Source organism: Capnocytophaga sp. HP1101 (assembly GCF_054772415.1).
Map to the genome: position 1 here is coordinate 229,107 of NZ_BPUU01000009.1, position 25,074 is coordinate 254,180.

The following is a 25,074-nucleotide window of genomic DNA, read 5'->3' on the forward strand; positions in this document are numbered from 1 at the left end:
TGTCTTTAGTTTTAAGTTATTTATTTCTTAGATAGAGAAAGCTACGTTACCTTTGGTAAAAGTTTTAAGCACCTTATACTCTTTGCTAATCACTACCAAATCGGCATCATAGCCTACTTTTAGTTTACCCTTGCGGTTACCAAAACCGAGCATCTCAGCAGGGTTTTTAGTACAAGCATTGATAGCTGTTTCTACGGGCACTAAGGCGTCTTCGATGAGAATACGCAATCCATCAATAATGCGCAAAGTAGAACCTGCGAGTGTGCCATTAGCAAGGTGAGCACTGCCGTCCTCGTAAATTTCAAGAGGCTCGCCGTCGTATTGATAAGTGCCTTTACCACAGCCTTTGGCGTAAAGCGAATCGGTTATCATAATGCCGTGGTCACGACCTTTGGCTTCAAAATAGATATGAAGGGCATCAGGAGTGGAGTGAATACCGTCGCATACTATCTCACCATATACACTGTGATTGCGCAAGGCGAAACCTACTTGACCACCTTCGCGATGATGAAAACCTGTCATACCATTGAACACGTGTGTTTGAGAGGTAGCTCCGTTAGCAAAAGCCATACAGCTCTGGTGATAGTTAGCGGTTGAATGTCCTAAACTCACCCGAATACCTTCATTAGCTAAGTATTTAGTGAGTTCATAATTGGTATCTTGTTCGCAAGCAAGGGTTACCAACTTGATGAGGTTGTTACTCGCTTGCTGAAAACGCTTGAACTGTGCTACATCGGGGGAGAGAATACAATGTAAAGGCTGTGCCCCACGCTTCTCGGGGTTTAGGTAAGGACCTTCTAAATGGATACCTAATATTTCAGCACCTTGATAACCTTCGTTATGCACTTTGGCGATATTAGCTACTGCTTTTAGCAATACTTCTTCGGGTTGTGCTATAGTGGTGGGCAAAAAAGCGGTTACTCCTTCGCTGGGTATTTGCTTCGTCCAACGGCGTAGTCCTTCTTCGTTTACCTCAGTAGCATCAAAACCAAAAGCTCCGTGGGTGTGTATATCAATAAAACCAGGGAGGATACGTTCCTCACCAAAATCATAATCTACTTTTTCTGAGGGGGCATTATCAGAAATACTTGTGATCTTATCGCCCTCAATATGTAAGGTTAGTGGTAAAAACTGACTGTTACACCATACTTTTTTACTTCTTATTTTCATTAAATAATAGTTATTGAAACTGTTACAAAACTCTTTATATGATAAATGGAGTTGCAAAGATACGAAATAATTAATAAATTAACAAATGTGATTAATGGTTAATGATGAATGGTTAATGATGAATGGTTAATGATGAATGGTTAATGATGAAAATTGGATAGAGCTTATACAAAGCTTATACGATAAACGAACAATAAGTGGATCTACAACGGCTCTACATCGGCTCTACATCGGCTCTACAACGAACAAAGAACGAAGGAAAGACGAACAAAGAACGAAGGCAAGGTGAATGAAAAGCGGAGACAAGAAAGTGACAAAATGAACATAAGAGGGAGAAAAAATGTATTTTATAAAGTTTATTGTTAGTTAGTTTTTGTTTATTACTAATTAATCACTATCTTTGCCCCCAGAATAACAAAGCAAATAAGGTTTGTTATAAAACGGACTCTTTAGATAAAATATACTTTCGATATATGAAATACAAACGAATTTTACTCAAACTCAGTGGGGAAGCCCTTATGGGTAGTCGCCAATACGGCATTGACCCCGCGCGTTTAAAAGAATACGCTACCGAAATTAAAGAGGTAGTGAACCAAGGCGTACAAGTGGCTATCGTGATTGGCGGAGGAAATATCTTTCGTGGGGTAGCGGGTGCCAGCAATGGTATGGACAGGGTACAAGGCGACTATATGGGTATGTTGGCTACTGTTATCAACTCGCTTGCTCTACAAAGTGCCTTGGAAGATGAGGGACTTTTTACACGTTTGCAAACGGCTATTAATATGGAAGCTATTGCTGAGCCTTTTATCAAACGTCGCGCAGTACGCCATTTAGAGAAAGGACGTGTAGTGATTTTTGGTGCGGGAACGGGAAATCCTTACTTTACCACCGACTCGGCAGCAGTGCTCCGCGCTATTGAAATCAATGCTGATGTAATCCTTAAAGGTACTCGTGTAGACGGTGTGTACACTGCCGACCCTGAAAAAGACAAAACCGCTGTAAAGTTCGATACTATTACTTTTAGTGAAGTGATGGAAAAGAACCTTAAAGTGATGGATATGACTGCTTTCACCCTTAGCCAAGAAAACAAATTGCCTATTATTGTGTTCGATATGAACCAAAAAGGCAATCTTGCCAAAGTAGTAGCAGGAGAAAATGTAGGGACAACGGTTAATTGTTAATGGTGAATGATAAATGGAGACACTATTCAATTTGTATGTGCTTTTCATAAAAAGAATAAGAACCTACAAAGGAAAATTCAGAAATTACTAATGCCAATCAAGGGTTAAATTAACTATTTGATTATAAACATCCCCCCACCCCCCCTCAAGGGGGGAGATGTAACACAAAGGAGATAATGCGCTGTATATCAGTGATAATTATTTTTCAACTCTTGATTCATATTACGATCAAACAAAACTAATGACTAACGACTAAATAAACACGTATGAACGAAGAAATTAATATTATTTTAGACACCACCAATGAGGCGATGCAAGAGGCATTGCAACACTTAGACAAGGCTTTAGCCAATATTCGTGCAGGCAAAGCAAGTCCACAAATGGTAAGCAGCGTATTGGTAGATTACTACGGAGCGCAAACACCGCTTAGTCAGGTAGCGAACGTATCTGCTCCCGATTCACGTACTATCTCTATCCAGCCTTGGGAAAAGAAAATGATTCAGCCTATCGAGAAAGCTATCCAGATAGCTAACTTAGGCTTTAACCCTATGAACAATGGCGAAATGGTGATTATCACCGTACCGCCGCTTACTGAGGAACGCCGTCGCGAACTCGTAAAACAAGCCAAAGGCGAAGGCGAAGACGCTAAAATAAGTGTGCGCAACGCGCGCCAGGACGCTAATAAAGAGATTAAAAAGGTAGAAGCATCGGACGATGTAAAAAAAGAAGCTGAAGAACGCGTACAAAAACTCACCGACAAGTATATCAAGAAAGTAGAAGAAGTATTAGCCGTTAAAGAAGCAGAAATACTAAAAGTTTAATTCAGGTAAGAGATAAGAGGTAAGAGATAAGAAATGACAAACTACGAACAAGTTAAGGATTTAGTGAATCGCCTGGGTGCGTTAAGGAGGTATCTTTGACATAGATGCCAAACGCATTGAAATAAGCAACGAAGAAGAAAAAACTTTTGCACCTGACTTTTGGGATAACGCTAAAGAAGCTGAGAAAGTGATGCGCGAGCTCCGCGCCAAAAAGAAATGGGTGGAAGACTACGAAGAAGCTGAAACCCTTACCCAAGATGTGGAGGTACTGCTCGATTTCTTTAAAGAAGGCGAGGCTACTGCCGATGAGGTAGACCAGCACTACGCCCAAGCTCTCCACGCCATCGAGGCATTGGAGTTCCGCAATATGCTTTCGGATGAGGGCGATGCAATGAGTGCTGTACTACAAATTACGGCAGGTGCGGGCGGTACTGAGAGTTGCGACTGGGCATCGATGCTACTACGTATGTACACAATGTGGTGCAACAACCAAAAGTATAAGGTAAAAACGCTCAACTTCCAAGAAGGCGATGTGGCTGGGGTAAAAACGGTTACTATTGAGATAGAAGGCGAATACGCTTTTGGCTACCTGAAAGGGGAGAACGGCGTGCACCGTTTGGTGCGTATTTCACCTTTTGATAGCAATGCCAAACGCCACACCTCGTTTGCCTCAGTGTACGTATACCCTTTGGCAGACGATACTATTGAGATAGAAATCAACCCTGCGGATATTACGTTTGAGACGATGCGCTCCAGCGGGGCTGGTGGACAGAATGTGAACAAGGTAGAAACAGCTGTGCGCTTGCGTCACCACCCTACGGGTATTATCATTGAGAACTCCGAAACCCGCAGTCAGCTGGATAACAAGAACAAGGCGTTGCAGTTGCTCAAATCACAACTCTATGAAATAGAGCTTAAAAAACGTCAAGCTAAGCGCGATGAGATAGAGGCAGGCAAGATGAAGATAGAGTGGGGTTCGCAAATACGCAATTACGTAATGCATCCTTACAAACTCGTGAAAGACGTGCGTACCAATTACGAATCAACCGATGTAGATAGCGTAATGAACGGTGAACTCGACGAGTTCCTCAAAGCCTACCTAATGCTTATGGGTACAAGCCGTACAGGCGACTTGTAATGGTTAATGATTAATGGTTAGTGGTTAATACTTTTGGAATATAAGTGTAATGAATGATAATAAAATAGTAGTTTATCAGGTGCTTACAAGGCTCTTTGGCAATACTAATACCACTAATAAACCTTGGGGTACGATAGAGGAGAACGGTGTAGGCAAGTTTTCTGACTTTACAGAGGAAGTTCTATGGCAAATCAAGAAACTGGGGATAACCCACATTTGGTTTACAGGGGTACTACACCACGCCCTGACTACTGACTATACCGCTTATGGCATCAGTAACGATTTTCCTGCGGTAGTGAAAGGAAGGGCGGGCTCGCCTTACGCTATTAAGGATTACTACACTGTAAACCCTGACCTTGCCGATGATCCTGCGCACCGCTTGGAGGAATGGGAAGCACTTATCAAGCGTACTCATCAATGCGGACTGAAAGTGATTATGGACATAGTGCCTAACCACGTGGCACGCAAGTATGAGAGTATTGCGAAACCAGCAGGCGTACGCGGTTTTGGAGAAGATGACGATACTACGGTGCAATATGCCATAAACAACAATTTTTATTACAACCCTAACGAGGCTTTTGAGTTGCCAGAGGGTATTTATGGTGAGTATCACGAGTTTCCTGCTAAATGGACAGGCAATGGAGCTCGCGCTTCCAAACCCGACCGTAATGATTGGTACGAAACGGTAAAACTGAACTACGGCATACGCCCTGACGGTACAAAAGATTATCCTGCATTACCTGCGGGGTTTCAAGATGAAGATATTGAAGTGCATTACCGTTTTTGGGCTGAAAAAACAGTGCCCGACACTTGGAAAAAGTTTAAGGATATAGCTTTGTACTGGCTTGGGAAAGGGGTAGATGGCTTTCGTTATGATATGGCTGAAATGGTGCCCGTAGAGTTTTGGAGTTACCTTAATTCGGCTATCAAACATCAAAAACCTGAGGCTTTTCTGTTGGCAGAGGTGTATAACCCTAATGAATATCGCTCTTATCTGCACTTAGGCAAGATGGACTATCTGTACGACAAGGTACAATTGTACGATACGCTACGCAATATTGTAGCTCACGGACATAGCACCGATGCTATTGTGGCTATACAACGTAGTCTTGCCGATATTACACATCGTATGTTGCACTTCTTGGAAAACCACGACGAACAGCGTATTGCTTCGCCTGAGTTTGCTGGATATGCCGAGAAAGCTAAGCCTGCAATGGTGGTTTCTACTCTTATCAGCGAATCGCCAGTGATGCTGTATTTTGGTCAAGAAGTAGGTGAAAGAGCGGCAGAAGCAGCGGGCTTTGGCAGTCCGTCGCGCACTTCTATTTTTGATTATATAGGTGTGCCTGCACACCAACGCTGGTTGAACAATAAGAAGTTTGACGGCGGTCAGTTATCAGAAGCTGAACACGCCCTACGCGATTTTTATCAGCGATTACTAAACTTAGAAGTGAATGGGGCATATACCGATTTGCACTTGCACAACCGAAATCATACTGCTTATTACAACGATAGTGTCTATAGCTTTGCACGAGGCAATGAAGAAGAACAATGGGTGATAGTGAGCAACTTTAGTGAGCATCACGGCTTTGGCTTTGAGTTGCAAATGCCTTCTTACTTATTGGGCAGTTGGTTCTTAAATGATGGCACTTATACGCTTACTGATATTCTTTATGGAGAAAAGAAAACCATCTTGTATATTAGACAAGGAAAAGGAACAATGCGGGTAGATATAGCCCCTTTGGAATCACTGATATTCAAAATTAGTAAATTGACATTATGAACATTCACTTTATAGTAGCTCCCAGTACGCATTTACGTCCGCTGATGGCTGAACTACACAAAAAGCATCACATTACTACACTCCCTGAAGAGATGACGGTTACAATTGATTATGTGGTGGTAGACCCACATCTTTCATCTACTCACCCCGACTTGTTGCAGGCACAGCAATTAGGACTGAACATTCTATCACCTACCGCTTTTCTATATGAGTATTTTAAGCATAAAACACGTGTAGTGATTGCGGGCAATAAAGGAAGAAAAGAAGTGTTAGCAAGGGTGCTACACACTATGGATTTTTACAATCAACCAATAAGTTACTACTTTGAAAGTCCTATTAATGGTGAACAAATACATTTTACTGATACAGAGTTTGTGCTTATAGAAGGCAATGAAGAAGGGGCTATGTTGCACCCCACTGTAGCTCTTATCAGTGATATGGTAGAAGAAAGTAGTGATATTTACAAACAATTTATAGAAGGAATAACCAAAGGAGGAATACTTATTTACAATGAAGAAGACGAACTTTTAAATAAATTGGTAGGAAGCAATGAGAGTCCTATTCGCAAGATGGAATATCGTACTCCTGCATTTGAAACTCATAATGAGGAATTTTACCTCATTACTCCTGAAGGAGAATTGCCCTTGGGACAAACAACAGCTGAACAACTGAGCTACATAGAAGCAGCCAAATGGGTATGCCAGAATATGGGTATAGATGAAGCTGATTTTTACGAAGCAATGGCGAGTATTTGATAAGATAATAATTAAAAATTTAAATATATGAAGTTTTATTTTTCACTCATAGTTTTAGCGTTAGGCTTTTTTACAGCTTGTAATTCGAGTAATCAGATAAGTAAAGATGAGGCAACCGATCTCATTGCTGATTATTTAGAAGAGCACCCTTTGTTTGAAACAGGGAAATTTAATACTAATAAGCAGAAATTAAGTAGTACCAAAGATAAAGATTTGATACTTACCATACAGGAATTGGTAGATGAGGGACTTATAGATATCAATAGTGAGAAAAGTAGGAAGAAATGGTTTTCAAAGGATAGTGTATATGTGATAACTCCCACGCTTACTAAAGAAGCACTTCCTTACCTTGTAAAACAGAATAAAAATAGTGCAAATGTGAAGACTATTATTTATAAATTCAATGATAAAGGAGTTACCATTGATAAGAATTCAGAAAAAGTAGTCACTTGCAGTGTAGTACTGGATAAAGAAAAAACACCTTTTTACAATTTTGGTAAAGACCCTTATCCTAATTCAACCTTTATTACTCAGAAGTTTAAATTAAAGTATAATGAGAAAAACGGTTGGAAAATTATAAAGAAATAAGCTATGAAAAACGTAACTATACTTAGCTTGGTACAAACATTATTAAGCCTTATATCTGGGGTTTTAATATCTAAAATGTCGTTTATTGGGAAAATAGGCATAAGTACAATGTACCGTGAATACACTATTTTTAAAACTTGGTGGAAAACAGCACTCCTATTGCTGATAATACAGTTAGTACTTATAGCTGTATTACAACTGTTTAGAACAAAAGTAAGTATATCTTTTAGTAGGTTGTTAGCCTTCTTGCTTATTGTTTTAGGAGGTGTAGGAGCTTACTTTACTTATATTGACTTCACAACGACTTCGCACAAAATGATGAGGTTGAGCTTTCATTTAGGGTTTTATCTGTTTTGGGTAGGGTGGTTTATCACTTGCTTTTATTATTTATTGATCAAGAATAAGAAGAAAGAGGATAATACTCAACAAGATATCTTATTTGCCGATACAGAAGCGGGAAAAGATGTTTCCTAAGACCTCCTCATTGCTTACAGCTCCTGTGATAGTTCCCAAATGATAAAGAGCTTCACGGATATCAATGGCTAACAAGTCGCCTGAGAGTTGTAATTGTAAACCTTCTTCTATCCTCTCAATACTTTGCAAAGTATTGTGGAGAGCCTCGTAATGGCGGATATTAGTAATAATAGTAGCTTTACCTGTATTATTAAGGCTCTGAGCATAGTGAGTGAGAAAATCTTTAAGGGCTGAAATATTATTCCCTTCTTTAGCTGATATTCTCAGTAGTGTATCAGTATAGTCTTTTAAGGATTGCAAAATCTCATTATCAAAAGGAGTTATATTACTTTCTATGGACAAGTCGGTTTTGTTGTGTAATAGTACAAATTTAGTTTCTTTGCGGTAATTTTCTTTTACAAAAGAGATGATTTCATCAACTGTATTACTTTTATCATCAAATAAGTAAAGCACAATAGAAGCTTTTTCTATCTTCTCCTTAGCTTTTTGTACACCTATAGCCTCGATTTGGTCTTGAGTATCACGAATACCTGCGGTATCTATAAACCGGAAAGCAACGCCACCTATATGAAGTGTCTCTTCAATAGTATCTCGGGTTGTACCTGCGATATCTGATACAATAGCACGTTCCTCATTCAGTAGCGCATTTAACAAGGTAGATTTGCCAGCATTAGGCTTCCCTACAATAGCCACAGGAATACCATTTTTCAGTACGTTACCTACTGAAAAAGATTGCATAAGAGATAAAACTGTGGTTTTAATAGTGCTCAAAAGCGCTTTAAACTGAGTTCTATCAGCGAACTCTACATCTTCTTCCGAAAAGTCTAATTCAAGTTCTATTAATGAGGTAAAGTTCAATAATTCTTGTCGTAATCCTTCTATTTCAGAAGTAAAACCACCTCGCATTTGCTGTAATGCTACCTGATGAGAAGCTTGGCTATCAGAAGCAATAAGGTCGGCAACGGCTTCCGCTTGATTGAGCGCTAATTTACCGTTGAGAAAAGCACGTTTAGTAAATTCACCAGCATCGGCTAAACGAGCTCCTTTTGTCAAGCATAGCTTGATAACTTCCTCTACAATATAATTACTTCCGTGACACGAAAATTCAACTACAGGTTCTCCTGTATAAGATTTAGTTCCTTTGAAAATAGTAGCTAAACATTCATCTATTACTTGGTCTTTACTTTCGAGAGTTCCTAAATGTACTGTATGGGAGGGAGCTTCAGCTAATGATTTTCCACTATAAGGTTTGAACACCGAATCGGCAATAGCTATGGCATCTTTTCCCGATAGGCGAATTACAGCAATAGCGCCTACCCCTGAGGCAGTTGCTAAAGCTACAATAGTATCGCTTATATATAACGAATTCTCTTTCTTCATTCTATGTTGTTGAAAATTGGTGCAAATGTAGTGATTTTTTTATTATTATCATTTACGAATTTTCAAAAACCTCAAAGCGATTATCATCATAAAAGAAAATAATTCGTTTAATATGCTTATCATTGGGTAATGAAGCTATTTTTGTCTGAACTTGCTTTTCTTCAACCGTAATAGGAGGTAGAGTAGGAGAGGAGGCTTCCATTTCTATTTCAGGAATATCGCTAAAAAGGTCTGGTTGTTGTGTTTTTTTAGCACTGGCAAGCTCTTTATCTTCCTTACGAGGGAAACTTCCTTTTCCTTGTGTAATCCAATACATATCTACTTCAGGAAATTTCTCGATGAGTTTTAAAATAAAATCTAAGCTTGGTTTGTTACGTTCAGATAATAGGTGAGATATTCCTGAACGCTGAATTTCTAAGCTATCTGCAAAAGCTGCAGCATTTAATCCGTAATAGTCCATCACTTGTTGTAAGCGAATGGCAAAGTCTGACGTGTTTAACATTGTAACTGTTATTTATTTCATTAAGAATGTACAAATGTAAATCAATATTTTGAGATACACAAATATAAACAAAGATATTTTTTACTATATTAAAGTATTTATTTAGGAAAATGATATAAGTGACTTATATAAAGAACAATAGAATATTATTATAGAAATAATCTATAAGAGAAACCTTTATGGATATAATCTTCTAAAATAGTATTAATAGCCTTTTTGTAAAACAGAGTAAAACTTGACTAAGTACAAGATTATATTAGCAGTAATTTACACTTGTAACTTCATATAGGTAGAAGTGTACTAACTTGAGTATACTATGCTTTTATTATATTATTAGTTGTACTTTAGCTAATATTTACTACTTTTGCTTTTCAATATTAACATACAGATGGAAAAACAACTTTTTGGACGTTATATCAATTATTCGATGATAGCTCCACTCTTAGAAAAATATCCTTTTGAAGAGATTATACCTTTAGGGACTTCAGTTAAAGGGACGCCTATCAATTTATACCAAGTAGGAAAGGGCAATAAAAAGATACTTATGTGGTCGCAAATGCACGGTAATGAATCAACTACTACTAAAGCGTTTTTCGACGTTTTAAACGAACTTAAAACAGCTGATTTCTTATCAGAATTAAGTGTCTACTGCATTCCTATGCTCAACCCTGATGGTGCAGAAGTGTTTACACGTGTAAATTATAACGGTATAGACCTTAACCGCGATGCTAATGAACTTACACAACCTGAGAGCAAGTGTTTACGAAAGGCTTATGACCTTGTGCAACCTGATTATTGTTTCAATCTGCACGACCAGCGCACTATTTTTAGTGTAGGACAAACTTCCCTGCCAGCTACTGTTTCTTTTTTAGCTCCTGCTTATAACAATGAGCGCAGTATTAATGCCGTACGCCAGAAAGCTATGGAAGTGATTATTGTAATGAATAACGCTTTACAACGCCATATACCTAACCAAGTTGCACGTTTTGACGATAGTTTTAACATTAACTGTACTGGAGATCAATACACATACTTAGGTACTCCTACTATTTTGTTTGAAGCAGGACATTACCCTAATGATTACAATCGTGAACAAACAAGAGAGTATATTGCAATTGCTATTTTTATAGCATTACAGTATATAGCTTTTTATGATGTTACAAATGTGAATTACAAGAATTACTTCAGTATACCTGAAAATGACAAATGTTTTTACGATATCATTTTAAGGGACGACTCGCACAGTGGTAATGATGTGGGGATTCTTTATAAGGAAGTTTTAGAGAATGAACAAATCTCATTTGTACCTTATATTGCTGAAATAGGTGATCTATCTAAAAAATACGGACATAAGGAGGAAACTTTATCGGAATTTATAACTTCTGCTACTGATGAGGATTACATTAGAAAACACTTAGATTTATCGGTATTGAAAATAGATTAATGATGAATGATGAATGATGAATGGTTAATTAGGTGGGGACTTATAGAATAAACGAACAATCTGTGACTTATCAGTGAACAAGAGACGAACAAAAAATGAAAGTAACCTTCCCCTATTCACATACTCTGCTCTGGCGCTGTGCACATACCCAGCTGTGAGCCCTCGCTGGCTATCTCCAAAGGGGGAATTGTAGCGATGCAAAGACGAACAAATGACGAGCAATGAGTGACTCTACAACGGCTCTATATCGGCTCTACATCGGCTCTAAGATAGACGATAAACAAAGGAAGAGCGAAGGTAAGGGGGAGATAAGGAAAAGATAAAACAGAGAAAAATGGTATGAATTTAAATACTTTTGTTGATATGTTTGGTATTTGTTATGGTAAAGCTTCCTACTTCCTCTCAAGAAAGTAAGAAAATGTGATTGATAAATTGGCAGAGTTTGTACTGAAAAATATATTGTTTTATTTGTTATATACAAAAAAATATTGTTACTTTGCGCTTTAAAAATTGATGGACTCATAAAATTTAATTATAGATGGCAAAATATAGATTAAACGAAACTGACCTTCAGATATTAGATATGCTTATAAAAGATGCCCGAAAGCCTTATGTGGATATTGCTAAGGAGTTGGATATGTCGGCTGGGGCAGTGAATGCGCGGATACGAAAATTAGAAGAGTTGAATATTATAAAAGGTTCTACTATTACAGTAGATTATGAAAAAATAAAATATAATTTTATTGCTTATGTGGGGGTTTTATTGGAGCGCAATCACCAAGCAGAGTATGTTTTAGAGCAATTAGAAGCAATTCCGTTTGTGACAGAATCGCATATTACCTCTGGGAAGTATAATATTTTTTGCAAAATAAGAGCAAGGGGACTAAAACACGCTAAGGAAATTATTTATATGATAGATGAAATTCAAGGTGTGGCGCGCTCGGAGACAATGATATCAATGGAAGAAGTTTTTAATGATGAGGGACGTTTGATTTACAAGGCTTTCAGTGATTTGGATTTACACGAATATTTAAATAGCAAATAGAATACTCTTTAAAGAGAGCTACCTAAGAGAAAAACAGGTAGCTCTTTTTGTATATACAGGTATTTTAGTACTTTTGTCACATTAAAAAGAAATACTATGAATGAGAAAGAAAAAATACAGGAACTTATTAGTAATTATATCAGCTTTTTGCAAGAAGAACCTTCTAATCCTAATGAAGTGTACAAATGGCAAGCAATAAAACATTTTGAGCAGCATTGGGATATTAATGCCCCTGATTTTTACGAAATGTTCAAAGAAGCTTTTCGGAAAAGAGACAATTTAGTGGATTATCGCCCTTTTGGTATATTGGAAGCGTTAGGAGAAAACTATCCAACGAAATTAAAGGAATTGTTTGAGATTGTTTATGGGGTTGGTGACTTCTATAGCAAATTAGGAAGCTGTAGGACTTTCATTGAAAATATTATTGACGACTTAAAAGAGAAAAGTAATACAAATTTCAGTACAAAAATTGACGAGCGCACTCTTTCTTTTTTACTGACGATGAAGTTTCCTAATGAACATACTTTTTATAAAAAGGATATTTATACTAAGTTATGTGAGTATTTAGGAGAAGTTCCTCGAAAAGAACACAGATACGCTCATTATATTGAGTTACTGACCGAAATTACACCTTATCTCAATAATCCGACATTACAGCAACTCACGAGCAACTTTATTCCACAAGGTCTTGATGAACCTTTGCTATTAGCTCAGGATATTGTGTACCAGAATATGACAAGTTCTTCAGAAAGAGTATTTCGAAATGTATTGGATAAGATTCCTAAGCATTGGGCATCAGTATTCTTTTATAAATTAGGAAATATTATAGAGGATTTGACATTGGAAGACACCGATAATCAAGTATTCAGTGTTAGATTAGATGAAAAATCACTTCGTTATCACATAGGAAAGAGAATTTGTTTAAGTGTAAGTGCTAAAGAATTTCTTTTTATTACAGGAAGGGAAGTAGATATTCCAAAACTAAGAAGGGAAGAGTTTGAAAGACCTAACAATGCTTTTCTTTATTACCAAGGAACCCTACAACACATTGAAACATATTACTCTGATATTAAGAATGCTATCAAAGAAGAGATAGCACTTGATAAGGGGACTTACCCTAAAAGTTACGACAATAGCTATTTCAGAGCGTATGTTTTTGAAAAGAAATACAAAAAAGAATTTGAAAAAATAGAAAGTAATATGACAAATCAAACGATTGAACCTACGATTATTGACCTTCTTCACTACAAACCTCAAATCATCCTACAAGGTCCTCCAGGGACAGGTAAAACTCGTGAAGCTAAACGCATTGCTAAACAGCTTTTAGGTTTAGGGGAAGATGCCAGTTTGGAAGGCAATGAACAGTTCAAACTCATTCAGTTTCACCCCAGTTATTCGTATGAGGATTTCGTAAGGGGTATTGTTGCTAAGCCTAATGAAACAGGCGAGGGGATTGTCTATACCGCTGAGAATAAAGTGTTAGCGGAGTTTGCTGAGAAAGCTTTAGAAAACTACAATAAGGCTCAGCAAAGCAACCAAACTTTGAAAGAACAAGACGTTTTCAATGCTTTTATTGACCATATCAAAGAGGAATTGGCGCAAAGTGAAGATTATAAATATCCTCTTACTGATTCGGTATACCTATTTGATGCTGATGACAAACGCTTTAAATACAAAGGCGATAATTGGGAAGTTCACAGCAGAGGCTTAAATATGAACTATGCAGAAATTAAACGAATTATAGAGTCCGGAGTAAAAGATAGGCAAAGTGTTACCAAACTAACAAGTATAGGAGGTCAAGCACGACAACACGCTTCCTATTTTCTAAGAATTGTAGAGAAGTTCTATGAGTTTAAGAAAACTTATACTCCTATTACAACAGAAAAAATATCTCTTAAAAACTACATCCTTATCATTGACGAAATCAACCGAGCCAATCTCTCTTCAGTGCTCGGGGAATTGATCTATGCCTTAGAATATCGTGGGGAAGCCGTGGAAAGTATGTATGCTGTAGAGGAGGATAACCAACTTATTTTGCCTCCTAATCTCTACATCATTGGTACGATGAACACGGCCGACCGTTCCGTAGGGCATATTGACTACGCCATTCGCCGTCGCTTTGCCTTTGTAAATGTCTTGCCAAAAGACCTGACAAACGAATTAGGAGACCAGTTTGAAAGTGAATTATTTGCTAAAGTAACTAACTTGTTCAATACCAATCTATCGCCTGAGTTCAAAAAAGAGGACGTGCAATTAGGTCATTCGTACTTCATTACCGATAAAACTCCTATCAATATCCGTTGGGAATACGAAATCAAGCCTATTTTACTCGAATACGTGAAAGATGGTATCCTCGTAGGACAAGATATTGAAAGTACTATAAACTCCTTAATCACTGTTTAAATGGCGATTCATCTATCTGAGCATAAAGAACATATCCTTGGCACAGAGGACACTCTTCTGTTTGAAGCGCTCAAAACAAAACAGGTGAGAGTGTTCAAAACGGAAAGAGGGGAAGCCGTTTTTCCTTTCTCACTATGGGTAAGCGAGGAGTCTATTACCCTCAAAACCAATTATTACATAGGGGTAGATTGGTTAGCGGGTGACGAGTATGTGTATGTTACCCCCAAGATGAATCACCGAGAGGCGGAAGTAGAAATCGACTTTCTGAAAATGCTCCTCGATATCTATATTGCTGATATAGAGGCAAGGCATACGCAAGACCTACTCAAAATCTATTGGGAAGAACCTCTCATTGCTATTGAACAACAAAAAGACGCGCTTACTCCTTTCCTAATGGCGCAATTTCTCTTGCTCCTGAAACGCATTGTCCGCAAAGGACTCAAAAAATCGTACTACAAGGTGGAGGAAAACCTTCAGAGTCGTATCAAAGGCAAAATACAGCTCGGGAAACAGCTGAAACAGAACGTCTTTAAGAACAAACTGACGGCTCACGTTTGTCAATATCAGGAGTTTGGGTACGATAACCTCGAAAATAGATTCTTAAAGAAAGTCTTGCAGTTTATCATCAGCTTTAAGAATACACATCCTAATTATTTTGCAGGTAATGACAAATCAATTCGCAAATTGATTACCTATTGTAGTCCATATTTTGAGTTGATTTCAGAAGAAATTAATATAGAAAACCTCAAAAAACTTACTACCAATACTTTTTTCAAAGAATATGAGGAAGCTATTCGCATCGGAAAGCATATCTTAAAGCGTTTTTCGTATAATATTACCGAAACAACCCAACAAAAAGTAGCTATTCCGCCTTTTTGGATAGATATGCCCAAACTATTTGAGTTATATGTCTATAAAAAGCTACAAGAACAGTTTGGAGGTAGGAAAGAGGTACTCTATCATTTTATTGCCGATTATACCGAATTAGATTTTTTGCTCAACACTCCAGAATACAAAATGGTCATTGATGCCAAGTATAAACCTATTTATAAAGATAGCAGAGATATAGACGACATCCGCCAAGTAAGTGGCTATGCACGTTTAGAAGCAGTCTACAATGAGTTTAAAATAGAAGAAAATAAATTGATAGATTGTCTTATCATTTATCCTTCATTGGAAGAAAACAAAAGTTTGAACATAGAAAACAAAAAAGAAATTTCTAAATATAGAAATATCTATAAATTAAGTGTTTCTATACCATTAATTACTAATCTTTAGTCATTCATCATTATGTCAAAATTCTATAACGAAATTGCAGAAAAATACGACTTTATCTTTCCACTATCTCCAGCTCACCAAACATTTTTTGTGGATGAACTTCGAGGGCATACTGTCCTTGATGTAGGTGCTGCTACGGGCAATCTTACCACTTACCTAAGCTCACAAGGATACGAAGTTACCGCTATCGACCTCAGTGAGCGACTGATTGCCAAAGCTGCTGAAAAGGGCGTTAACATACAACAACGTAATATGCTTACTATTGACGAACTTTCCACCTTTGATAACATTGTTTGTACCGGTAATACGCTACCACATTTGGATAGTAAGGCCTCTGTACAGCTCTTTTTGCAAAAAGCTTATGGACAACTCACCCAAGGGGGTAAACTTGTCCTGCAATTGGTCAATTTTGAAAAATATTTTGCCCAGCAACAAGACGATTACCTCGGTAATCTCCCCCTGATAGCCAACGATAAGGTGAAGTTTGAGCGATTTTACTATCTCAATAAGGAAGGAAAAATTCGTTTCAAGACTATTTTAGACGATACTATAGAAAATGAGGAATTATTACAGCCTATTTTTGCTGACGAACTTATCCAATGGCTTACTCAAATAGGATTTCAAGCCATCAACTTATATGGTAATTTCAAAAAAGACCCTTTTGATAAGGAAAAATCAATGGCACTAATAATCACTGCAGAAAAATAATTTATTGATTATAAAAATCTTCAAAACAGTATCATTTATAGTTGTTTTGATTTTTATGAAAGCAAAGAACTAGAGCGTTTCGTAAGAAAAATAGAGAGAGAACAAAGAGAATAATTTTCTTTTAGAATCACAACTATTTCCATATCTTACAAATATTGTGTACTTTTGCAGAAAATATGATCGCTATGCAATTTATTATTTTTAGAAAAGTCTTATTTCTATTTAGTATTCTATCTCTTTTCCTATTAGGAAGTTCTTGTAATTTCTTATCTAAGAAAAAGGATGCTAATGTGATTGATACCAATGAACTTGTTACTTCAACAACAGATGAAGAATCAATTACCTCAGTAACAGAAGAATATCCGACTGATTTTCCTGAACAAGGAAATAAAATGGAAGATTTTGTGCCTAAACATTGGTCTGCTATAATGAAAGTAGATGGAGATCTCAACAAAGATGGCTTAACAGATACAGCTCTTATTGTAGAACAAGAAAATCCTAATAATATAAGTGTTACAGAATATAATGATACGTTGAATACCAACCCAAGGGCTCTTTTGGTACTATTCAAACAGGAAAATGGTATTTACAAATTAGCCGCTAAGAATGATAAAGGGTTTATAGAGCCTCCAAAAGAAAATTCTTCTCTATTAGATCCGTTAGGGGAAGGTGATATAAACATAAAAAACAATACCTTACGACTGAATTTTCAATATTTCTTTTCAGCAGGCTCTTGGTATATTACCAATGTAGAGTATGTGTTCAGATACCAGAATAGCCATTTTGAACTTATTGGAGTGGAAACCAATAGTTTTGATAGGAGTACTGGAGAGGAAACTATAGTGAGTTTTAATTTGAGCACCAATAAGTTGGAAACCACTATGGGAGGAAATGTATTTGAAGAGAATGAGAATAATCCTAAAAAAGAAACCAAAACTTTTATCTATAATCCGAAACCTATTTTGGATAATATGGAAGCAAGTGCTTACTTAACAATTTTATATAACCGAGACGAATAATAAAAATATATTATGGCACGATTAGGCGTTTTTTATGCACTTAGTGATGAGCAGGTAGATGCTATTGCAGAACAAGATGATGACAAGATGTATGCTTATATGCTCAACACTATTGAAGAAAATCTCTTGGGTACACCCAAAAGTTATCAGATAGATAAAGCGTGGGAAGGCATTCACTATTGTCTTTGTGAGGGTGATTGGTACAAAGAAGAAGGAATAGCTCCTAATATTGTTTTTGGAGGTTATTTATTATTAGATCATAATGATTGTGTAATATTTGTGAATGACCTTGATAATATTCAAAAAATTGTAGACTATCTTGAAGAGAATAATCTACAAGAGATTATCAAAAAGAATTTTGACAAAATTCCCTCAGACTACTCATATACTAAAAATGAGGAAGAACTTAACTACTTGTTGAGTTGGAGCAAAGGGGTATTAGATTTTTATAAATATGCTTTGAAGAACCAACTAAATACTATTTTTACCGTAGACCTTTAATTTATCATTAAACATTAATCATTAACAATGTTATCAGTATCCAATTTATCAGTACAATTCGGCAAACGTGTCCTTTTTGACGAGGTAAACGTTACCTTTACGCAGGGCAACTGCTACGGCATCATCGGTGCCAACGGGGCAGGGAAATCTACCTTCCTCAAAATCCTTTCAGGCAAGCAAGAACCTACTTCGGGACGCGTGATCCTCGAACCGGGCAAGCGTATGTCGGTGCTTGAACAAGACCACTACGCTTACGACGATTACACTGTGCTCGACACGGTGATTATGGGCAATAAAGTCCTCTCCAAAATCAAAAAAGAGATGGACGACCTCTATGCCGACTATTCCGATGAGCACGCCGAACGCATTGGTGAGCTACAAATACAGTTCGATGAGATGAACGGCTGGAATGCCGAGAGCGATGCCGCCGCCCTGCTCTCCAACTTGGGCATCACCGAAGATATGCACTATACCCTAATGTCCGAAATGGACGGCAAACTCAAAGTGCGAGTACTTCTCGCGCAAGCACTTTTTGGTAATCCCGATGTACTCATAATGGACGAGCCTACGAACGACCTTGACTTTGAGACCATTGGCTGGTTGGAGAACTTTTTGGCAAACTATGACAATACGGTGATTGTGGTATCCCACGACCGCCACTTCCTCGATGCTGTTTGTACTCATATCTCGGATATTGATTTCGGGAAAATCAATCATTATTCGGGTAACTATACTTTCTGGTACGAAAGTAGTCAGTTGGCAGCCCGTCAGCGTGCGCAACAGAACAAAAAGGCGGAAGAGAAAGCCAAAGAGTTACAGGAATTTATCGCGCGCTTCAGTGCCAACGTGGCAAAATCAAAGCAGGCAACCTCTCGTAAGAAGATGTTGGAGAAACTCAATATCGAGGAAATCAAACCGTCCTCTCGTCGTTACCCTGCCATCATTTTCGAACGCGACCGCGAGGCTGGCGACCAAATCCTACACGTGGAAAACCTCGCTGCTTCTATCGACGGACAGGTATTGTTCCAAAATGTAGACATCAACCTTGCCAAAGACGATAAAGTAGCCGTGATTTCTAAGGATTCACGCGCCACCACTGCCTTCTATGAGATACTGAACAACAATCTCAAGCCCGATACGGGTACTTTTGCGTGGGGCATCACCACCTCGCAGTCCTATCTGCCCGTGGATAACTCCGATTTCTTCACTCAAGACCTTTCTTTGGTGGATTGGTTGCGCCAATGGGCAAAAACAGAGGAAGAGCGCGAGGAAGTGTACGTGCGTGGCTTCTTGGGCAAGATGCTTTTCAGTGGCGAGGAAGCCCTCAAGAACTGCAAAGTGCTTTCGGGAGGCGAGAAAGTGCGCTGTATGCTCAGCCGTATGATGATGTTGCGCGCCAACGTGCTTATGCTCAACGAACCCACCAACCACTTGGATTTGGAGAGCATCACCGCCTTCAACAACTCGCTGAAAAACTTCAAAGGCACGGTGTTATTCACCACCCACGACCACGAATTTTCACAAACCGTCGCCAATCGTATCATCGAGCTTACCCCTAGTGGTATCATAGACCGCTATATGACCTTTGATGAGTATATGGACGACAAAAACATTCACGAACTGAGAGAAAAAATGTACGGTGCGAGCCGCACAGGCAATTAATGTGAGCCGCACAGGCATTTTTGTAATACTTTTACAGCACTTTGACAAAGGTCGAAGCACAAAAGGTAATTTAAATGACCTTTGTCAGGGTGTTTTTCAGTAATTAATGGTAGATTCAAGTCATAAAGGTAACTTTTAGAGAACAAATTAAAATAATAAAATTAAAAATGAAGACACAAATGGATTTTTGGAACAGCGAAGTAGAAGTACAATTTTTTAAAGAAGCATTAAAAAGTTTCGCTTCTCCTGAACAGCTCTTTTATAGTTTAAAATCAGGTAAGTATGCCTATGCTCCTAAAGGAGAAAGTGCAGAAGGGAAAGCCTTACAAAGTAGAAATTCTTTAATAGGGAATTTTACTGAGAAATGGGCAAGAGATTTTTTTGCTCCCATAGCAGAAAGTTTAAACTTATATGCTGTAAATAGTGTAGTTTGCGAGGAATTAGGGCTATCAAGACAAACTAGCGCAGATTTAGCTTTCTGTACAACAAATGAAGTACAGCAAAAAGCAGAAAATATAAAACTCATTTGTGAAATTAAAATGAGTGTAGTATCTAATTATCAATATAAAAATATTGATGATATAATTTGTATAGGAGATTATCACACACATCAGGGAAATCCTTCTTTACTACGTTCTGATAGTATGTTAAAAGCTATTGGAAAATCTATAAATATCAGAGTTTCGGGTATAGCTTCTACAAAAATACCTATTTTAATAATAGGAAACTCACCAATTACACAAAGTTACATTAAAAAAGTAGATTTTCTAAAACAATCTGGAGTAGTTCAAGGATTTGTTTCATTAAATCCAAATATAAAAGGTGATTTTTTGAAAAATTCACCTGAAAAAGGATTCCAAACATTTTTCTCTTATGAAGAACTTGCTAGCTTCTGTAAAGGTCTTACAGATAATGATATGAATTATTTCTCTTCAATGTTACCAAAAGCTAAACTAGGAGAAATAATCACTATAGCTAGTAAAGAAAAATCCGATATACTTAAGGCTGAAAAATTCTTATCACTTATCCAAAAATAAAAATATGAAAAGGCAAAACGGAACTCAAACAAGTGCTTTCGGAACAAGTGGAAGAATAAATCACGACAGCTCTAAGTTTTATAATTCTAAATTATATAAAGAGTTAGAAGAAAAAGAAGTACTTGATAAAAATGAAAATATTTTCCCTGCTCATTTAGAAAATAGTATTATTTTGGGTAGCTCGGAGAATATGAGTAGTATTCCCAATAATTCAGTACATTTAATGATAACTTCTCCTCCTTATAATGTATCAAAAGAATATGATGATGATCTCTCATTGAGTGAATATCTAACTTTGCTTAAAAATGTATTCACCGAAACCTATCGCGTATTAGTTAATGGAGGTAGAGCTTGTATTAATGTGGCTAATTTAGGAAGAAAGCCTTATATTCCTCTATCTGATTATATTTCAAAAATGATGATAGAAATAGGCTTTAATATGCGCGGTGAAATTATTTGGAATAAGGCAGCAAGTGCTAGCCCATCAACTGCTTGGGGAAGTTGGCAGAGCGCAGCAAACCCCACTTTAAGAGATGTCCACGAGTATATTTTAGTATTTTCAAAAGGAGAATACAAACGTGAAAAAGGTAAAAAGGAAAACACCATTTCTAAAGAACAATTTATGGAATGGACAAAATCTATTTGGACAATGAATGCAGTAAGTGCTAAGAAAATAGGACACCCTGCACCTTTCCCTGAAGAATTACCTTTCCGACTTATTCAACTTTACTCATTTGTGGGAGATATTATATTAGATCCTTTTATGGGAAGTGGTACAACGGCAATATCAGCTTTAAAAGCTGATAGAAAATACATAGGCTTTGATATTTCGCAGGAATATATAACACTTGCTAATAATCGCATTGCCCCATATAAGCAACCTAAACTGTTTGTATAACTAATATAATTTGTAGAACCTATATTAAGTATAGGCATTGCAAAATCAATCACAGGCAACCTAATATTGTATTCAGGCAGTACAAAATAAAGTGTAGGCAAAACAATATTAAGCACAGGCAACCCAATATTAAGCACAGGCAGTGCAAAATAAAGCATTGGCAATACAAAATTAAGTAATAACACATCAAAAATAATTAAAAATACTAGAATTATGATTAGATTCCACATTTCATTCGAGAAATTCAAGAATTATTCCTTCATTTTTGAGAATATTTCTAAGAATGATGTCCTAAAAAAGGAATTAGCTGAGTACGGCTATGGCGATAAGGAAATCGCACAAGGCAAAGCCCTATACGATACCGCCGCCCAGATGTACGAAACTAACAAGCGCGAGACCTCCGAGGAAGCTCTCGCCTATAACGAGTTCTCCAAAAAGCTCGAAGCCTTTAAAAACACTTACACTACCGACCGTAAGAAGGCTAAAATCATCTACAAAGAGGAGCCTAAAATCCTTACCGCCCTCCACATCAAGGGTATGACGCCTTTGCGCACGAGCAAACTCATTGAAGACATCGAGGCGTTCTACAAAGAGCTCAAAGCCAAACCCGATTTGCTCACCCCGCTCAACAAACTTAAAATCACTGCTGAGCACGTGGATGCCCAGCTCACCGCCCTCACCGCTGTGAAGCAAGCCGAAGCCACTTATACCCTCGAAAGAGGTGAGAGTCAGCAGGCAACGAAGGACAAAGACGCCGCTTTTGCCGCCTTCGAGAAGTGGGTACGCGAGTTTTACGCCATCGCTAAAATCGCTTTGGAAGACAAACCCCAACTTTTAGAGAGTATCGGCAAGTTTGTAAGAAGTTAAAAAGAATTTATTAAAAACTATTTAAATAAAAAGAAAATGACAAAGAATATTACTATTTGGATCTTTAGCGTATTATTTTTACTGATTACTTGCGTAGGTATCAATGATTTTTGTCATACAATGACCTACGACGAAGTCTATATAGGTAGCCATTTTGGAGCAGGAGGACTGATTTATTTCAAAAATTATCCTTTGGCATTAGCTATTTTATTCGGTATTACCGTATTCTTGCCTCCTATAAGTGTTATTACGGTGTTGTTGTTTCGCAAAAAGGTCGCCACTTCTATAATGATGTGCGCACTTGTAGCAATGTTGCTTTTAGATGTTTATACCTTTTGCTTTCGTCAGCGTTGGCAATTATTAGGGGAGCAAACCTCTATATATGATGTAGTCATATTAGGGATTTTTCTTTTATACTACCTATATCTTTTGTTGTTAAAGAGAAAACACATCATTAAGTAACACAAATTTGCTCTTCGGATTGCATTTCGTAGGTAAAAAAACTAACTTTTAGAGAGTATCGGCAAGTTTGTAAGAAGTTAAAAAGAATTTATTAAAAACTATTTAAATAAAAAGAAAATGAAAATCATAGGAATTAGTGTACGCACTACCAATCAGAACGGACAAGCGATGCAAGACATAGGAAACCTTTGGCAACGCTTTTTTAGCGAGCAAATTTTGGCAAAAATACCCAATAAGGTAAGCGATGCCATTTACAGCATCTACACCGATTACCAAAAGGACTATACCGAGCCTTATACTTGTATAATAGGAGTAGAAGTTACCACGCTCAGCACGATTCCCGACGGCTTAGAAGGCAGGGAATTCCCTGAACAAACTTTTGAAAAGTTTGTAGCCAAAGGCACAATGCCTCAAGCAGTAGGGGCGATGTGGCAACATATCTGGGACAACGACGCCACGCTCAATCGCACTTATATATACGACTATGAGTGCTACACCGAGAAGTCTCAGCAAGGTGATACCTCCGAAGTAGATATTTTTATAGGTGTAAAAGAGAATAAATAGCGAACTTAAAAATAGAAGATTGTAAAAATACCTCTTACCTAATATGATGTTACCAGAAGAAGAAAATTATGCCGTAAACAAATTCGAAGCGATGCTCAAAGAGAATAATATTCTCTTTTTTGACGTGGACGAATTTGAGGAAATCATAGAATATTACTTAGAATACGGGCGTATTAGCAAGGCAAAACGCGCCTTAGAAATCGGGTTGTCGCAACATCCCGATGCTTCCTCATTGAAATTGCTAAACGCAGAACAATTGGTGTTTGAAGACCGCTTGGAAGAGGCTTCGGAACTCCTCAATGAGCTGTTGGTCATAGAACCTATGAACGCCGAAGTGCATACGCAGCAGGCAAATTTGTATTCTAAGATGAACAAACATCAGCAAGCTATTGAACTCTTGCAATACGCCTCCACACTCACCGATGATGTGGCAAATATCTATGCTCTAATGGCAATGGAATACCTTTATATTGAGGATTATACCAATGCTAAAAGCTATTTTATCAAATGTCTACAAGAAGACCCTCAAGATTACACCGCTTTGCAACAATTGGTGTTCTGTTATGAGGTATTGGGCGAGGTAAAAGAGGCTACAGCCTTTATAAACGATTACTTAGACCAAAATCCTTATTGTGAGGTGGCTTGGTATTACCTCGGCAAGCTGTATTTATCTACTGGAGACCACAAAAATGCGCTCCGTTGTTTTGATTTTGCCATCATCAGCGATGATACTTTCACAGGTGCCTACTTTGAGAAAGCTCGTGTGCTCGAAATGATGGAAGACTACGATAAAGCGATTGAAAACTACAAGATTACCCTTACTTTAGACGACCCTTCGGCGTTGGCGTTCTTGCATATTGGGCGTTGTTACGAGAAAATGCGCAACGATGCCAAGGCAGAAGAGTATTACTTTAGGGCTACCCACGAAGATCCTCAGTTGGACAAGGCTTGGATTACCTTAGCCGACTTCTATTACTTGCGACGCAACCACAGCAAAGCTTTAAAATACCTTTTGAAGGTGCTTACTTTTGAACCTAACGAACCTTACTACTGGCGACGCTATGCCGAGCTGAATTACTTCGAGTTTCACAACCTCGAAGAAGCGGAATACGGCTACAGAAAGGCAGTACAGAACGGCGATTACTCGTATACTACCCTCATAGAGTGGATAGACCTGATGTTGCTTACCAAAAAGTACAAAGATGCGCTCCCCATCATCGCCGATGTGGCTCATATCTATCCGCACGAGTTAGAAAATTACTATCGTATCGCTTTGGCATATCAGGGCGTAGGCGATGCCGAAGGGGCAACTCATTATTACCAATTAGGAGTACAACACGCTCCCGAATGGCAATCGTTTTTTGAAAATAAATTCAACTTTAAAATAGGATAAT

General features: G+C 37.8%; 24 protein-coding genes. 21 read left to right on the forward strand and 3 right to left on the reverse strand.

Annotation, left to right across the window (positions count from 1 at the left end):
• Nucleotides 1-27: 27 nt before the first annotated feature.
• Nucleotides 28-1,170, reverse strand: a complete 1,143-nt coding sequence (gene nagA, locus RCZ04_RS06985; protein WP_460485290.1) for an N-acetylglucosamine-6-phosphate deacetylase — start codon at nt 1,168-1,170, stop codon at nt 28-30.
• 473 nt (nt 1,171-1,643) lie between these two features.
• On the opposite strand from nagA, the gene pyrH reads away from it, so the two are divergent.
• The 7 genes from pyrH to RCZ04_RS07020 all read left to right on the forward strand — a co-directional run bounded on the left by pyrH (nt 1,644) and on the right by RCZ04_RS07020 (nt 7,910).
• The gene (pyrH, locus tag RCZ04_RS06990; protein ID WP_460485292.1) at nt 1,644-2,351 is read left to right on the forward strand and encodes a uridine monophosphate kinase; all 708 of its coding nucleotides are present in this window, start codon (nt 1,644-1,646) and stop codon (nt 2,349-2,351) included.
• A gap of 266 nt (nt 2,352-2,617) precedes the next feature.
• Nucleotides 2,618-3,172 (forward strand): ribosome-recycling factor, encoded by a 555-nt coding sequence (gene frr, locus RCZ04_RS06995; protein ID WP_460485293.1) that lies wholly within the window; start codon nt 2,618-2,620, stop codon nt 3,170-3,172.
• Nucleotides 3,173-3,205: 33 nt separating this feature from the next.
• A protein-coding gene (gene prfB, locus RCZ04_RS07000) for a peptide chain release factor 2 (protein WP_460485294.1) occupies nt 3,206-4,310 on the forward strand; the annotation gives its coding sequence in 2 pieces (ribosomal slippage) (nt 3,206-3,265 and nt 3,267-4,310; 1,104 coding nt in all).
• A 40-nt stretch (nt 4,311-4,350) separates the two neighbouring features.
• Nucleotides 4,351-6,093, forward strand: a complete 1,743-nt coding sequence (locus RCZ04_RS07005) for an alpha-amylase family protein (RefSeq protein ID WP_460485481.1) — start codon at nt 4,351-4,353, stop codon at nt 6,091-6,093.
• Nucleotides 6,090-6,848, forward strand: coding sequence for a Mur ligase (locus RCZ04_RS07010; protein WP_460485296.1), 759 nt, complete (start codon nt 6,090-6,092; stop codon nt 6,846-6,848). The genes RCZ04_RS07005 and RCZ04_RS07010 overlap by 4 nt, the downstream gene beginning before the upstream one ends.
• Before the next feature lie 27 nt (nt 6,849-6,875).
• Complete coding sequence (locus RCZ04_RS07015) at nt 6,876-7,436, forward strand: hypothetical protein (protein ID WP_460485297.1); 561 nt, start codon at nt 6,876-6,878, stop codon at nt 7,434-7,436.
• Between the two features lie 3 nt (nt 7,437-7,439).
• Nucleotides 7,440-7,910, forward strand: a complete 471-nt coding sequence (locus tag RCZ04_RS07020) for a hypothetical protein (protein ID WP_460485298.1) — start codon at nt 7,440-7,442, stop codon at nt 7,908-7,910.
• Here RCZ04_RS07020 and mnmE read toward each other — a convergent pair.
• Complete coding sequence (gene mnmE / locus RCZ04_RS07025; protein ID WP_460485300.1) at nt 7,872-9,290, reverse strand: tRNA modification GTPase; 1,419 nt, start codon at nt 9,288-9,290, stop codon at nt 7,872-7,874. The genes RCZ04_RS07020 and mnmE overlap by 39 nt on opposite strands.
• Before the next feature lie 52 nt (nt 9,291-9,342).
• A complete protein-coding gene (locus tag RCZ04_RS07030; protein WP_460485302.1) occupies nt 9,343-9,792 on the reverse strand; it encodes a helix-turn-helix domain-containing protein in 450 nt (149 codons plus the stop codon).
• A gap of 388 nt (nt 9,793-10,180) precedes the next feature.
• On the opposite strand from RCZ04_RS07030, the gene RCZ04_RS07035 reads away from it, so the two are divergent.
• From RCZ04_RS07035 to RCZ04_RS07100, 14 genes are all read left to right on the forward strand, one after another.
• Entirely contained in the window at nt 10,181-11,236 is a 1,056-nt protein-coding gene (locus RCZ04_RS07035) for a M14 family metallopeptidase (protein ID WP_460485303.1), read from the forward strand.
• 538 nt (nt 11,237-11,774) lie between these two features.
• Nucleotides 11,775-12,281 carry an Lrp/AsnC family transcriptional regulator gene (locus RCZ04_RS07040; RefSeq protein ID WP_460485305.1) on the forward strand — a complete coding sequence of 169 codons (507 nt, stop codon included), beginning with the start codon at nt 11,775-11,777 and terminating at the stop codon, nt 12,279-12,281.
• A gap of 96 nt (nt 12,282-12,377) precedes the next feature.
• A complete protein-coding gene (locus tag RCZ04_RS07045) occupies nt 12,378-14,684 on the forward strand; it encodes an McrB family protein (protein ID WP_460485306.1) in 2,307 nt (768 codons plus the stop codon).
• Nucleotides 14,685-15,962, forward strand: coding sequence for a 5-methylcytosine restriction system specificity protein McrC (locus RCZ04_RS07050; RefSeq protein WP_460485307.1), 1,278 nt, complete (start codon nt 14,685-14,687; stop codon nt 15,960-15,962).
• A 12-nt stretch (nt 15,963-15,974) separates the two neighbouring features.
• The gene (locus RCZ04_RS07055) at nt 15,975-16,670 is read left to right on the forward strand and encodes a class I SAM-dependent methyltransferase (RefSeq protein WP_460485308.1); all 696 of its coding nucleotides are present in this window, start codon (nt 15,975-15,977) and stop codon (nt 16,668-16,670) included.
• 185 nt (nt 16,671-16,855) lie between these two features.
• Complete coding sequence (locus RCZ04_RS07060) at nt 16,856-17,689, forward strand: hypothetical protein (protein WP_460485309.1); 834 nt, start codon at nt 16,856-16,858, stop codon at nt 17,687-17,689.
• 12 nt (nt 17,690-17,701) lie between these two features.
• A complete protein-coding gene (locus RCZ04_RS07065; protein WP_002679046.1) occupies nt 17,702-18,190 on the forward strand; it encodes a DUF1877 family protein in 489 nt (162 codons plus the stop codon).
• Nucleotides 18,191-18,217: 27 nt separating this feature from the next.
• Nucleotides 18,218-19,852, forward strand: a complete 1,635-nt coding sequence (locus tag RCZ04_RS07070) for an ABC-F family ATP-binding cassette domain-containing protein (RefSeq protein WP_460485311.1) — start codon at nt 18,218-18,220, stop codon at nt 19,850-19,852.
• A gap of 167 nt (nt 19,853-20,019) precedes the next feature.
• Complete coding sequence (locus tag RCZ04_RS07075; RefSeq protein ID WP_460485312.1) at nt 20,020-20,889, forward strand: hypothetical protein; 870 nt, start codon at nt 20,020-20,022, stop codon at nt 20,887-20,889.
• Between the two features lie 4 nt (nt 20,890-20,893).
• Nucleotides 20,894-21,787: a DNA-methyltransferase gene (locus tag RCZ04_RS07080; protein ID WP_460485314.1), complete on the forward strand. Its 894-nt coding sequence runs from the start codon at nt 20,894-20,896 to the stop codon at nt 21,785-21,787.
• Between the two features lie 213 nt (nt 21,788-22,000).
• Nucleotides 22,001-22,654 carry a PQLLE family protein gene (locus tag RCZ04_RS07085; protein WP_460485316.1) on the forward strand — a complete coding sequence of 218 codons (654 nt, stop codon included), beginning with the start codon at nt 22,001-22,003 and terminating at the stop codon, nt 22,652-22,654.
• Between the two features lie 36 nt (nt 22,655-22,690).
• Complete coding sequence (locus RCZ04_RS07090; RefSeq protein WP_460485317.1) at nt 22,691-23,116, forward strand: hypothetical protein; 426 nt, start codon at nt 22,691-22,693, stop codon at nt 23,114-23,116.
• A gap of 117 nt (nt 23,117-23,233) precedes the next feature.
• Nucleotides 23,234-23,680: a GyrI-like domain-containing protein gene (locus RCZ04_RS07095; RefSeq protein ID WP_460485318.1), complete on the forward strand. Its 447-nt coding sequence runs from the start codon at nt 23,234-23,236 to the stop codon at nt 23,678-23,680.
• Nucleotides 23,681-23,723: 43 nt separating this feature from the next.
• Entirely contained in the window at nt 23,724-25,073 is a 1,350-nt protein-coding gene (locus RCZ04_RS07100; RefSeq protein WP_460485319.1) for a tetratricopeptide repeat protein, read from the forward strand.
• The last annotated feature ends 1 nt before the right edge of the window (nt 25,074 follow it).